Origin of the sequence: Acidovorax sp. 59 (assembly GCF_002754175.1) — a bacterium.
GTDB classification, from domain to species: Bacteria; Pseudomonadota; Gammaproteobacteria; order Burkholderiales; family Burkholderiaceae_C; genus Acidovorax; species Acidovorax delafieldii.
The window spans coordinates 4006311-4019015 of record NZ_PEET01000001.1; the positions used below are offsets into that span (position 1 = coordinate 4006311).

13 protein-coding genes are annotated in these 12705 nt (G+C 65.8%); 5 read left to right on the top strand and 8 right to left on the bottom strand.

From position 1 onward, the window contains the following. Positions 1–21: 21 nt before the first annotated feature. Positions 22–588, top strand: a complete 567-nt coding sequence (locus tag CLU87_RS18225; protein WP_056059648.1) for a sigma-70 family RNA polymerase sigma factor — start codon at positions 22–24, stop codon at positions 586–588. Further along, positions 585–1355, top strand: a complete 771-nt coding sequence (locus CLU87_RS18230; RefSeq protein ID WP_099731373.1) for an anti-sigma factor domain-containing protein — start codon at positions 585–587, stop codon at positions 1353–1355. The genes CLU87_RS18225 and CLU87_RS18230 overlap by 4 nt, the downstream gene beginning before the upstream one ends. A 196-nt stretch (positions 1356–1551) precedes the next feature. Here the strand turns inward: CLU87_RS18230 and cynS are convergent, their stop codons facing one another. The 6 genes from cynS to CLU87_RS18260 form a co-directional block, all read right to left on the bottom strand. Next, positions 1552–1995 carry a cyanase gene (gene cynS, locus CLU87_RS18235; RefSeq protein WP_008905293.1) on the bottom strand — a complete coding sequence of 148 codons (444 nt, stop codon included), beginning with the start codon at positions 1993–1995 and terminating at the stop codon, positions 1552–1554. Positions 1996–2107: 112 nt separating this feature from the next. Continuing rightward, positions 2108–2983, bottom strand: a complete 876-nt coding sequence (locus CLU87_RS18240) for an ABC transporter ATP-binding protein (protein ID WP_099731374.1) — start codon at positions 2981–2983, stop codon at positions 2108–2110. Beyond that, entirely contained in the window at positions 2973–3842 is an 870-nt protein-coding gene (gene ntrB / locus CLU87_RS18245) for a nitrate ABC transporter permease (protein ID WP_099731375.1), read from the bottom strand. The genes CLU87_RS18240 and ntrB overlap by 11 nt, the downstream gene beginning before the upstream one ends. 1 nt (position 3843) lies before the next feature. After that, the gene (locus CLU87_RS18250) at positions 3844–5250 is read right to left on the bottom strand and encodes a CmpA/NrtA family ABC transporter substrate-binding protein (protein WP_099731376.1); all 1407 of its coding nucleotides are present in this window, start codon (positions 5248–5250) and stop codon (positions 3844–3846) included. Between the two features lie 146 nt (positions 5251–5396). After that, complete coding sequence (locus CLU87_RS18255) at positions 5397–6092, bottom strand: response regulator transcription factor (RefSeq protein WP_099731377.1); 696 nt, start codon at positions 6090–6092, stop codon at positions 5397–5399. Next, positions 6089–7297, bottom strand: coding sequence for a PAS domain-containing sensor histidine kinase (locus CLU87_RS18260; RefSeq protein ID WP_099731378.1), 1209 nt, complete (start codon positions 7295–7297; stop codon positions 6089–6091). The genes CLU87_RS18255 and CLU87_RS18260 overlap by 4 nt, the downstream gene beginning before the upstream one ends. Before the next feature lie 90 nt (positions 7298–7387). Between CLU87_RS18260 and CLU87_RS18265 the strand changes: the two genes are divergently transcribed. The 3 genes from CLU87_RS18265 to CLU87_RS18275 are packed head-to-tail and all read left to right on the top strand — an operon-like array spanning position 7388 to position 10100. Next, positions 7388–8239 (top strand): ABC transporter permease, encoded by an 852-nt coding sequence (locus tag CLU87_RS18265; protein WP_099731379.1) that lies wholly within the window; start codon positions 7388–7390, stop codon positions 8237–8239. Further along, positions 8236–8751: a hypothetical protein gene (locus CLU87_RS18270; protein WP_099731380.1), complete on the top strand. Its 516-nt coding sequence runs from the start codon at positions 8236–8238 to the stop codon at positions 8749–8751. Before CLU87_RS18265 ends, CLU87_RS18270 begins: the two co-directional genes overlap by 4 nt. After that, the gene (locus tag CLU87_RS18275; protein ID WP_199170845.1) at positions 8748–10100 is read left to right on the top strand and encodes a GAF domain-containing protein; all 1353 of its coding nucleotides are present in this window, start codon (positions 8748–8750) and stop codon (positions 10098–10100) included. Before CLU87_RS18270 ends, CLU87_RS18275 begins: the two co-directional genes overlap by 4 nt. A 27-nt stretch (positions 10101–10127) precedes the next feature. Here CLU87_RS18275 and CLU87_RS18280 read toward each other — a convergent pair whose 3' ends face one another. Both CLU87_RS18280 and CLU87_RS18285 read right to left on the bottom strand, forming a co-directional pair. Continuing rightward, entirely contained in the window at positions 10128–10865 is a 738-nt protein-coding gene (locus CLU87_RS18280) for a hypothetical protein (RefSeq protein ID WP_099731382.1), read from the bottom strand. A 188-nt stretch (positions 10866–11053) separates the two neighbouring features. Continuing rightward, the gene (locus CLU87_RS18285; RefSeq protein ID WP_099731383.1) at positions 11054–12643 is read right to left on the bottom strand and encodes a GMC family oxidoreductase; all 1590 of its coding nucleotides are present in this window, start codon (positions 12641–12643) and stop codon (positions 11054–11056) included. Positions 12644–12705 lie beyond the last annotated feature (62 nt).

The following is a 12705-nucleotide window of genomic DNA, read 5'->3' on the forward strand; positions in this document are numbered from 1 at the left end:
AGGCCCCGCTGCCTGCACACCGTGCCCGACACCCCTGGCGATTTTGACTACGAAGCCGCTCTGGCCGCCTGCGCAGCCGGCGACCGGCAGGCCATGCACCGCCTATATGAACAGGAGGGCGCGCGGCTGCTGGGTGTGGCGCTGCGCATCGTGCGCCAGCGCGCGCTGGCCGAGGACATCGTGCACGATGCCTGCGTGAACATCTGGACGCGCGCCACCAGCTACGACGCGAGCCGGGGCAGCGCACGCGGCTGGATCTACAGCGTGGTGCGCAACCTGGCCCTGAACGCCGTGCGCGACGCGGGCCGCCACGTTGATGTGGACGACACCACCACCCAAGCCCTGGAGGCCGACATGTCTGTGCAGGCCCACCACGAGGTCGAGGAAACCTTTGCGCTGAACGCCAGCCTGGGCCGCCTGCAGCATTGCCTGGAGGCCCTGGACCCCGCGCGCCGCAACTGCGTGTTGCACGCCTACGTGGACGGCTGCTCGCACGGCGAAATTGCGGAGCGCCTCGGCGCGCCGCTGGGCACCGTCAAGGCGTGGATTCGGCGCAGCCTGGTATCGCTGCGGGAGTGCATGGCATGACCGACCAGCGCAACACACCGCCTACGCCCTTGCCGGAAGACCTGAGCGTGCTGGCTGGTGAGTACGTGCTGGGCACCCTGCCCGCCGCCGAACGCCAGGGCGTGCAGCAACGCCTGCCAGGTGACAAGGCATTGCAACAGGCGGTGGCCGAATGGGAAGCCCGCCTGCTGCCGCTGACCCAGCTGGCGGAGCCCATCGCGCCGCCCGCTGCCTTGTGGGCGCGCATCGACCAGTCGCTGCAGGCCACCAGCGCACAGCCGGCTGCGACGTCCGTTACCTCCCAACCCCGCGCAAAAACCGAGCGCAAGCCATCCGTGCGCTGGTGGGACCACCTGGGCCTGTGGCGTGCCCTCGCCGGCTCGGGCTTTGCCATGGCAGCGGTGCTCGCGGCAGTGCTTGTCACCCGCACCGCCCCTGTGGCCGCGCCGCCACAGTTCATGGTGGTGCTGGTCGCCCCGCAGGACAAGGCCCCAGGCTGGGTGGTGCAAGCCAGCTCGCCCCGGCAGATCAGCCTGATTCCGCTGGGTATGGCAGAAGTACCAGCCGACAAGGCCCTGGAGTTCTGGACCAAGGCCGACGGCTGGAGCGGCCCCGTATCGCTGGGCCTGGTGCAGCCCGGTCAGCCCCTGCAGATCCCGCTGGACAAGCTGCCGCCGCTGCAGCCCAACCAGCTGTTCGAGTTGACGCTGGAGCCGCCCACGGGCTCGCCGATTGGCAAGCCCACAGGGCCCATCCAGTTCATCGGCCGCGCCGTCAAGGTGCTCTGACCGTCTTGGTTACCCCACTCGGTGCAATGTCTAGACCCACGCCGGCATAACGAGCACGGCCTATACCTGCGACCGCCGCGCAAGGGCCGCCAAGCCGCACAGGCGGCGCTTCGCTGGCGGGCGCTGGCGGTGTCCCCCTTCCCGAATTGCGCAGCAATTCGAGAGAAAGGGGGAAGGCGCGAAGCGACTCAGGGGGTTAGTACTGTTTATACGGCAGGAACTTGCCGGACAGGACCACATTCACGCGGTCGCCATTGGGATTGGCTTCGCGCTGGATGTCCATGCTGAAGTCGATGGCGCTCATGATGCCGTCGCCAAACTCTTCGTGGATCAGCTCCTTGATGGTGGTGCCGTACACACTCACCACCTCGTACCAGCGGTAGATCAGCGGATCGGTGGGCACTGGCGTGGGCAGCGAGCCCTTGTAGGGCACCACCTGCAGCCACTTCTGCTCCTCGGCCGTGAGGCCGAAGATCTTGCCGACGATCTTGGCCTGCTCGGGCGTGGCCGTCATCTGGCCCAGGCACAGGGCCGTGGTCCATTCCTTGGACTGGCCGACCTTCTTGGCAATGGCCTCCCATTGCAGGCCCTTGGCGACCTTGGTGCTGATGATCTTTTCGGTAACGTCGTTGCGATTCATGGTGATAGCTCCTTCGGTTGGATGGGTTTTGGAACAGGGAACAGGAACTTCAGGGTGCAGCACTCCCTGCCCCCCCAAGGGGCAACACGGCAGTGCTGGGTTATTCAGGAAATCAGTGGGCTTTGGCTCGGGTGACGAGAAAGTCCACGATGTGGTTGCGCAGCGCGTAGTAGCCGTCCAGGTGGTGCAGGCTGGTGCGCGTACGTTCGCGTGGCAGCGGGTTCACCACCACCTCGGCGATGCCGCCGGGGCGGTAGCCCTCGGGCGTCTCGTTGCCGTTGCTCATGAGCAGGATGCGGTCGGCCAGCAAGATGGCTTCGTCCACATCGTGCGTGATCATGAAGACCGTCTGCTGCGTCTGGCGCACGATGGCCATCAGCTCGTCCTGGATGGTGCCGCGCGTGAGCGCATCGAGTGCGCCAAAGGGTTCATCCAGCAGCAACATCTTGGGCTGGATGGAGAACGCGCGCGCAATGCCCACGCGCTGCTTCATACCGCCTGAGAGTTGCGACGGCTTCTTGTCAATGGCGGGGCTCAGGCCCACCAGCGCCACGAACTTCTCCACATGCGCATCCACCTGGCCCTTCTTCCAGTCAGGCCAGCGCGACTTCACGGCGAACGCGATGTTCTGGCGCACCGTGAGCCAGGGCATGAGCGCGTGGCTCTGGAACACCACGCCCCGATCCAGACTGGGGCCGGCCACTTCTCGCCCGTCCATGATGACGGTGCCCGAGGTGGCGGTGTCCAGCCCCGCCAGCACGTTCAGGATGGTGGTCTTGCCGCAGCCCGAGTGGCCGATGATGCAGACGAATTCGCCCTTGTCGAGCGTGAACGACACATCGGCAAACACGGGCTTGGCGGGCACAAAGGCTTTGCTCAGCCGGTCGATCTGGAGGAAGCCTTGGGTCACGGCAGAGGCCTTTCGTTGCGGGGCGTCAGTGGCAAGAGGGGCTGGAACAGCCGGGCGCTGGGCGACATCACTCCACATAGGTCACCACCTTCTGCAGCTGGCCGAAGGCCAGGTCGAGCAACATGCCCACCACGCCAATCACCAGGATGGCAAAGATCACGTTGGTGAGCGACAGGTTGTTCCACTCGTTCCACACGAAGTAGCCAATCCCCGTGCCGCCCACCAGCATCTCGGCCGCCACGATCACCAGCCAGGCGATGCCCATGCTGATGCGCATGCCCGTGAGGATGGTGGGCGCTGCGGCGGGCAAGATCACCAGGAAGGCCTTGCGCAGCGGGTTGACCTGCAGCGTGGCCGACACGTTGAGCCACTCGCGCTTGACCGATGCCACGCCAAACGCCGTGTTCACCAGCATGGGCCACACCGAGCAGATGAAGATCACGAAGATGCCCGAGATCGATGAGTCCTTGATGGTGTAGAGAGCGAGCGGCATCCACGCCAGCGGGCTGATGGGCTTGAGCACCTGAATGAACGGGTCGAACGCACGGCGCAGCAGCGGCGACATGCCGATGACGAAACCGAGCGGTATCGCCACCAAGCAGGCCAGGCCGAACCCTAGCGCGACCCGGCCCAGCGAATGCGCGAGCTGGATGGCGATGCCCTTGTCGTTGGGGCCGTTGTCATAGAACGGGTTGGACACGTGCCCCCACACGGTACGGCCCATCTCTGCCAGTGAGGGGAAGCCGCTGCCCTTGGCGCTGGCGCCTGGGTCCTTGCCCATCATCTTGGCGTACTCGATCTGCTCGGCGGTCATGCCGGCCGTGCTGTTGCCCGCGCCCGAAGAAGCGGTGGCGATGTACCAGATCCCCAGCAGGGCCAGGAAGATGAGCACGGACAACAGGCCCGCGCGCAGGTTGAGGTTCTTGGCGGGAGTCATGTCATGCCGCCTTGCGGATGGGGAAGCTCTTTGCGTACTCGCTCGCCTTGGCGGCATCGAATTCGCGCCCCATGATCTTGAACTTGGGGTATGCGCCTTCGGGCACCTTCTGATCCAGCGCCTTCATCTGCTTTTTCGCATCGGTGATGAGGAACACCTTTTCGGCAATCTGCTTGTAGTCCACATCGCCCTTGATGTAGCCCCAGCGCTGCATCTGCGTGAGCATCCACACGGCCATGCTCTGCCACGGCATGGGGTCGAAGTCCGCGCGGTCCGGCACGTTCTGGATCTTGCCCAGGCCGTCGGCGAACTTTCCGGTGAGCACCTGGTTGAGCACTGCCTCGGGCTGGTTCAGGTAGGCCTGGGGCGCAATCACCTTGGCGATGAGCTCCCTGTTGGCCGGGTCGCGCGCCATCGCGGCCGAGGTGAGCACCGCGCGGTACAGCGCGGCAAAGGTGTTGGGGTTCTTCTGGATGAACTCGGTGCTGGTGCCGAAGGCGCAACAGGGGTGGCCGTTCCACAGGTCCTTGGTGAGCAGGTGGATGAAGCCGACTTCCTCGAACACGGCACGCTGGTTGAAAGGATCGGGGCCGAGGAAGCCGTCGATGTTGCCCGCGCGCAGATTGGCCACCATCTCGGCGGGTGGCACCACGCGCAACTGCACGTCGGTGTCGGGGTTCAAGCCCGCCTCGGCCAGGTAGTAGCGCAACAGGAAGTTGTGCATGCTGTACTCGAAGGGGATCGCGAACTTGAAGCCCTTCCAGTTCTTGGGATCGCGGTTGTCCTTGTGCTTGAGGCTGAGCGTGATGGCCTGGCCGTTCACGTTCTGGATGGTGGCCACGTTCATCGGCGTGGCGTTGGAGCCCAGGCCCATGGAGATCGCCAGCGGCATGGGGCTCAGGAAGTGCGTGGCGTCGTACTCCTTGTTGATCATCTTGTCGCGGATCAGTGCCCAGCCGGCCGTCTTGGTGACTTCGACGCTCAGGCCCTGCTTGCTGTAGAAGCCCAGCGGGTGGGCCATGATCAGCGGGGTGGCGCAGGTGATCGGGATGAAGCCGATCTTGAGGTTGGTCTTCTCCAGTGCGCCCTGTTTCTCTTGCGCCATGGCCTGCATGCTGGCCACAGGCAACACGCTCGCGATGGCCGCCATGGCCGTGCCCTTGCCCACCGCCTTGATGAAGCGGCGGCGCACCGCGTCTTGCGGAAACAGCGCCTTGACCAGCGTGGCTTCGATGAACTCGTTGCTGTAGAGCTCGAACTCACGGGTCTCGCTGCGCTGGCGCAGGGTGGCTGCGGCGGCATCGGCCGACACCTCGGCGTGGTGGTCGGCCACCGTGTGGTCGCGGCCACAGCTGCATTTCAGCATCAACGGGCGGTCGGCATCGTAGGGCGAGAAGAATTCGGACATGGCACACCTCGAAGAAGTTGGTGCCAGGCGTTACGCAAAGCGCGGGCCAGTTTTTGCCGGTGTCGGCCCGCTGTCATGAATTCGTGGGTGTGGTGTCTACAGCGTGTAGGGCCAGCACTACAAATCGGTCGTGCAACGCACCGAATTCACTCTGCCGGTGCGCCACGTGCCAGCAGCGCAAGCTCCACATCGTTGCGCGCGCCGGTCTTTTCGAGGATGCGGGCGCGGTAGGTGCTCACCGTGTTGGGCGCGAGCTTAAGCTGCGCACCAATTTCGCTCACGCTCTGCCCGGCAGTGAGCAGGCGGAACACTTGGTGCTCCCGATAGGAGAGCGCGTCCACCCCGGCGGGCGTGCCCTGCTGGGCGGTGCGCACCACCCCGGTGCGTTCTAGTGCACCTGCCAGGGCTTGCGCGGTCGCTTCCGTCAGGTAGCGCCCGCCAGCGGCCACCTTGCGCACGGCGGCCACCATGTCGTCGGGATCGGCGCTTTTGTGCAGGTAGCCCGCCGCGCCCATCTGGATGCAGCGCACCGCGTATTGCCGCTCGGGGTAGGTGCTGAGCATCAGCACCGGCAATGCAGGCCAGGCCTTGCGCAGCGCCTGCAGCACTTCGAGGCCGTCCATGCCTGGCATGGCGATGTCCAGCAGCACCACATCTAGGGCCAGCGTACCCGTGGACCCTTGCAGTGCGGTGACCTGCTCCAGCACCTCGCTGCCCTGGGTGGCCTCAGCCACCACAGTGATCTCGGGCGCGCCATTGGCCGGGTCGCCCAGCACCTGCTTGAGCCCCTCCCGCACGATGCGGTGGTCATCCCCGATCAATACGCGAACCACGGAATTCATGACAGCTCCAGAGGAATCAGCAATTGCAGGCACGAGCCCTGCCCCGGCTCGCTGGTGATGCTCAACCGGCCCCCAAGCTGCCGTGCCCGCTCGCGCATGCCCATCACGCCATAGGCGGTGGGCGCCTCTAGGGCCTGGCGAGTGGCGCCCACGCCGTTGTCGCGCACGCGCAGTTGCAGCATCTCGTCCTGCACGTCGATGGCAATGTCGATGGCACTTGCCTGCGCGTGGCGGCCCACATTGCTCAGCATCTCCTGAAAGATGCGGAACACCGCGATGGCTGCAGGCTCGGGCAGGTGCAGGGTGGCAGGCACGTCCATCTGCCACGCCAACTCCAGCTCGGCCGACTGCACGAATTCCTGCGCCTGCCACTCCAGCGCCGCCCACAGGCCCTGGTGGTCCAGGATGCTGGGGCGCAGGTCGGTGATGATGCGGCCCACGTTGTCCACGGCGTTTTCGATCAGGCGGCTCATGTTCTGGCACTTGCAGCGCATCTGGGTGCGCATGTCGCCCGCGGCCTCGGGCGTGCGCTCGCCCTGCTCGCCCAGGCGCTTGTGAAGCCAGTTCACATCCATCTTCAGCGCCACCAGCAGGCTGCCCAGCTCGTCATGCACCTCACGGGCGATGCGGGTGCGCTCGTCCTCGCGCACCTGCTCCGAGTAGGCCGACAGCTCGCGCAGCTGCGCCAGCGCCTGCGACAGCTCTTGTGTGCGCGCTGCCACTCGGCGCTCCAACTCGTCATTGGCGCGGGCCAGCTCATCGTGCGCGCGCTGCAGCTCATCGGCGGCACGCTTGCGGCTGGTAATGTCCACAAAAGCGATCACGGCGCCCTGTACCTGGTCACCTTCCAGAATCGGGTGGCTCGAATACTCCACGGCAAACGCCGAGCCATCGCTGCGCCAGAACACCTCGGTGTCCACACGACAGGGCAGACCCTGGCGGAACGCATTGAAGATGGGGCAGTCGCCATCCGCATACGGGCTGCCGTCGGGGTGGCTGTGGTGGGTGAGCGCGTGCATGTTGCGCCCCATCACCTCATCGGCCGCAAAGCCCAGCATCTGCGCGCCCGCCCGGTTGATGAACACGCAGTTGCCCGCCAGATCAATGCCAAACACCCCCTCGCCCGTGGACTCCAGCAGCAGCCCCAGGCGGTTCTGCCAGAGGGCACTGGCACCGGCGGGCAGGTTCAGGACGTGGGTGGACATAGGGATACCCAAGCAATGGCCGTGCCCAGGTGGCGACGATGAACACATCGGGGACTGTGCGCCCGCCCGCCAACATCGCACAATAAGCGGATGCAAACCGCTCACCCGCCCTCTGTGGCCACTGTGGCCCCGCCCCCGCCTTCGGTATGGCGCCCGCCCAGCCTGTCCGTGCGCTGGTGGCCCGTGTTCATGCGCAACCTGCTGGTCTGGCGCAAGCTGGCCATCCCCAGCCTGGTGGGCAACATTGCCGAGCCGCTGATGTGGCTGGTGGCCTTTGGCTACGGCATGGGGGCCCTGGTGGGGCAGGTGAACGTGGGCGGCGCGGCGGGCGACACCAAGGTGCCCTACATCCTGTTCCTGGCCAGCGGCTCCATCTGCATGAGCGCCATGAACGCGGCCAGCTTTGAGGCGCTGTACTCGGCCTTCTCGCGCATGCATGTGCAAAAGACCTGGGACGGCATCATGAACGCGCCCGTGAGTCTGGACGATGTGGTGCTGGCCGAGATGCTCTGGGCGGCGTTCAAGGCGCTGTTCACCGTCACCGCCATCCTGGGCGTGATGCTGGCTTTAGGCATCAGCCACAGCCCCAAGCTGCTGGTGGCCTGGCCGGTGCTGCTGTTTGTCGGCATCATGTTCTCCAGCATCGCGCTCATCTTCAATGCCCTGGCCAAGGGGTATGACTTCTTCACTTACTACTTCACACTGGTGCTCACGCCCATGATGTTTCTCTCGGGTGTGTTCTTCCCGCGCGAGCAGTTGCCCCCCATCGTGCGCGCCATCTCCGACTGGCTGCCGCTGACCAACGCGGTCGAGCTGGTGCGCCCGCTGTTTATGGACCAGTGGCCTGCCCACCCGCTGCGCCATGGCCTGGTGCTGGTGGTGACCACCGTGGTGGCCTTCTGGGTGGCCCTGGCCCTGACCCGCAAGCGCTTCAAGGCATGACCGCACTGCTCGGCTCCAGCCATATCGCCATGGTGGCCAAAGGCGTGTCAGCCATCGTGGCGTCACGCGACGCGGCCCTGCGGCCGAGCATCATGCGGGCCGTGGGCAGCCACATCAGCGACGATGGGCAGGAGGTCACGGTGTACCTGCGGCGCAGCCAGTCTGAACAATTGCTGCAGGACATTGCGCACACTGGAGAGATTGCCGTGGTGTTCAGCGTGCCGTCCACCCACCAGACGCTGCAGCTCAAGGCCCGCCGGGCCACGCAGCGCCCGGCCCATGACGGTGACCTGCCGGTGTTGCAGGCCTACCTGCAGTCCATGGTGCAGGAGGTGGGCCGGGTCGGTTATGGGCCGCAGTATGTGGGCGCCATGCTGGCAGCACCGCTGCAGGATGTGGTCGCAGTGTCCTTCACCCCCACCAGCGCGTTCGACCAGACCCCAGGCCCGCGCGCGGGCGCGGAGTTGTGTGCGCCGCCCGCACCACCCACGCCGCCCGTACTACAGCCATGAGCTCCGCAGCGCCGTCCCTGCACAGCATCCGCCCCTGCCTGGAGGGGGCGATTCCCGCCATCATGGCGACCTGCGACCCTGACGGCACACCCAACGTGGCCTACATCTCGCAGGTGGTCTATGTGGATGCCGGGCATGTGGCGCTGTCGTTCCAGTTCTTCAACAAGACCCGCCAGAACATCCTGCGCAACCCGCGTGCGTCCGTGCTGGTGCTGGACCCGCTCACCGCCCATTTCTACCGCCTGCACCTGCTGTACGAACGCACCGAGGACAGTGGCCCGGTGTTCGAGAGCATGCGCGCGCAGCTGGCGGGCATTGCGTCGCATGCGGGCATGGCCGAGGTGTTTGAACTCAAGGGGGCCGACATCTACGCTGTGGAGCGCATCGAATCGGTGGCGGGCGAAGGCCTGCCGGCACCGGCGCCACGTTCTGGCTTGCTGCACACGCTGCGCCTGTGCAGCGAAAGCATCGCGCGATGCTCGGGGCTGGATGAATTGCTGCAAGGCGCGCTGCAGGGCCTGCAAGACAAGCTGGGCATCCAGCACGCCATGGTGCTGATGCTGGATGCCAGCGCCCAACAGCTCTACACGGTGGCCAGCTGCGGCTATGCCACATCGGGCGTGGGTTCAGAAATCCGGCTGGGCCAGGGAGTGATCGGCATGGCCGCGCGCGAGCGCACGCCGGTGCGCATCAGCCACATGACGCACGCGGCCCTGTACAGCCATGCCATCCGCGAAAGCATGGACGCACATGCCTCACCCGATGCGCCCCCGTTGCGCGGCCTGGACATCCCCTACCCCGGCCTGCCAGAGCCGCACAGCCAGGTGGCGGTGCCGCTGCTGTCGGCCGGGCGCCTGCTGGGTGTGCTGTTTGCCGAGAGCCCCGAGGACATGCGCTTTGGTTTCGAGGATGAAGACCTGCTGGTGGCCATTGCGGGCCAGCTGGCCGCCGCCATCGACCTGCTGCAGGCCGCGCCCGATGCGCCCGAGCCGCTGCCTACTCCGACAGCGGCACCGCCGGTGAGCGGCAGCGCGCTGCGGGTACGCCACTTTGCGGCCAACGACAGCGTGTTCATCAACGACGACTATTTGATCAAGGGGGTGGCGGGCGCCATTGTCTGGAAGCTGCTGCGCGACCACCAGCACACCGGGCGCGTGGACTTCACCAACCGCGAACTGCGGCTGGACCCCGCACTGCGCCTGCCCGATGTGGCCGATAACCTGGAGGCCCGCCTGCTATTGCTGCAGCGCCGCCTGCAGGAGAACTGCCCGCACATCCACATCGAAAAAACGGGGCGCGGGCGCTTTCGGCTGTGCGTGCTGCGCCCTGTGGTGCTGGAAGACGCCTGAAGCCTTCACGCCACTGATTTCTCAAAGTCAGTGCACCAGACCCGGCACCACCGGCAGGCCCAGGCTGCGCATCAGCTTGGTCCACTCAGGCTGCGTGAGGTGCGGCTGCACCTGCGCCAGCACCGCTGCCAGCACAGGGGCAGGCGCATGCTGTTTCATATCCGACAGCATGGCCGTGCGCTCGGCGGGTGACATGTAGGGCACCATCCAGCGGGCCACCACCATCATTTCGTGCGGCGGGATCGAGGCCACCAGCGCATCGTGCACGCCCGCCAGTTCCGCGTCGGTGTAGCACTGCCAGAGCACGCGGTTGTGCGCAGTCTCTTCCTCGTGCATGTGCTCGAAGTTGTCCGCCACAAACAGCGCCAGCTGGCGGTACAGGGCCAGGGTGGCTGCAGCTCGTGCGGGCTTGGCACAGGCCATCAGGTGGTTCACGCCGTCTGCCAAAGCGACGATGGCCTGTTCGTGCTCCACATGTTCACCAGCAATGCTCTGGCTGGAGCCGGGCTGGCGCGCTTCCATGGCGGCGTGCACAAACTGGTTCTCGTGGTGCAGGTGCGCGCGGCACAGGTCCAGCAGCTGCATCACGCGGTCGCAGGTGTGGGCAAACTCCAGGTCGTCCTCGACATCCATGCGGCCCAGGCCCAGCAGCGTGTCGGCCATGAAGGCGCGCAGCGCCTTGTGGATGCTGGCGTACATGTCCATGCGGGGGGCGGCGGGCTGGGCTTGGGTCAGTGCGGCAATTTCGCGGGAATCAATCTTCATCACGTTCTTTCATGGCCCCGGTGGGCTCTTTCAGCGCCTTTTTTTGGGCGCCGGGCCGGGTGCACCATGCACCCGTTTCCATGCAAAGAAGTCTAGAAATTCGCCGCGCTTTTGCCTGTTAAAAACTCCTTAAACAGACCCTTTGAAAACCTTAAAAATCGCGTTCCGGGCGCCAAACGTGAAATCGTTCACGGCGTGGCGCGCAGCAGGTCCACCGCTTTTTCAGCAATCATCACCGTGGGCGCATTGGTGTTGCCGCTCACGATGCGCGGCATGATGGACGCGTCCACCACACGCAGGCCCGCGAGGCCATGCACCCGCAGTTCGGCATCCACCACATCCAGCGGCCCAGGCCCCATGCGACAGGTGCCCACGGGGTGGTAGATGGTGTCGGCGTACTGGCGGATGAACTGCTCGATCTCGGCATCGCTGCGCGCACTGGCCGAGGCCGTCAGCTCCTTGGCGCCGAACTTCGCGAGCGCCGGTTGCATCAGGATCTCGCGCGTGCGCTTGAAGCCACGCACCATGCGCGCCATGTCATCGGGATCGGCCAGGAAGTTCGGGTCCACCAAGGGCAAGGCCATGGGGTCGCGGCTGGCCAGCGTGACAGAGCCCCGGCTCTTGGGCTGCAGCAGGCACACATGGGCCGAGTAACCATGGCCGAACACGGTCTTGCGTCCGTGGTCCACCAGCTTGCCAATCACAAAGTGCAGCTGCAGATCGGGCGCGGGCTCGGACGGGTCGCTCTTGATGAAGCCCCCCGCCTCGGCAAAGTTCGTGGTCAACATGCCCGTGCGGTGCTTGCGCCATTCGGCTATGCCGCGCAGCGTCTGCGCCATGCCCGACAGTGACAGGCCGAACAGGTCCTTGAGCTCGGGTGCGTCCAGCACCTGCACCACGTCGGGGTGGTCGTGCAGATGCTGGCCCACGCCCGGCAGGTCGTGCAGCACCGGGATGCCGTGTTGCTGCAAATGCGCGGCAGGCCCCACGCCCGACAGCATCAGCAACTGCGGCGACAGCAGCGCGCCCGCACTCAGCAGCACTTCGCGTCCCGCCCGCACCTGCTTCAAGGCGCCGCCCTGGCGGTATTCGACACCCACGGCGCGTGTGCCCTCGAACAGGATGCGCGTGGCATGCGCACCGGTGATGGCCTGCAGGTTGGGCCGCGCCAGGTGCGGCGTGAGGTAGCCCTTGGCTGCGCTGTGCCGCTCGCCGTTCTTGTGCGTGACCTGGTACAGGCCCACACCTTCCTGCGTGGCGCCGTTGAAGTCGGTGTTGTGCGGGTGCCCGGCCTGTACACCTGCGTCGGTGAAATATTGGCTGAACCGGTTGGGTGCACGCAGGTCTGCCACGTTGAAGGGGCCGCCCCGGCCGTGCCAATCGTTGGCACCGCGCTCGTTGTTTTCGGCACGCACGAAGTAAGGCTTCACATCCTCCCAGCCCCAGCCTGGGTTGCCCTGCGCGGCCCAGTGGTCGTAGTCGGCGTGCTGGCCCCGGATGTAGACCATGGCGTTGATGGAGCTGGAGCCCCCCAGCACCTTGCCGCGTGGCTGGTAGCCGCGCCGGTTATTCAGCGCGGCCTGCGGCGTGGTGTTGAAGCCCCAGCCGTTCAGTTCGAACTTGGCCATCACGGCCAGCCCAGCCGGGCAGTGGATGAGCACGCTCTTGTCGGCAGGCCCTGCCTCCAGCAGGCACACGCGGACGGCGGGGTTCTCAGTCAAACGGCCGGCCAGCACGGAGCCCGCCGAGCCGCCACCGATCACGATGTAGTCAAACATGTTGTTGTGTCTCCTCCGCCATGCTGCGCAGCGGCTTGTTGGTTCAGGTTTGACGCACGATA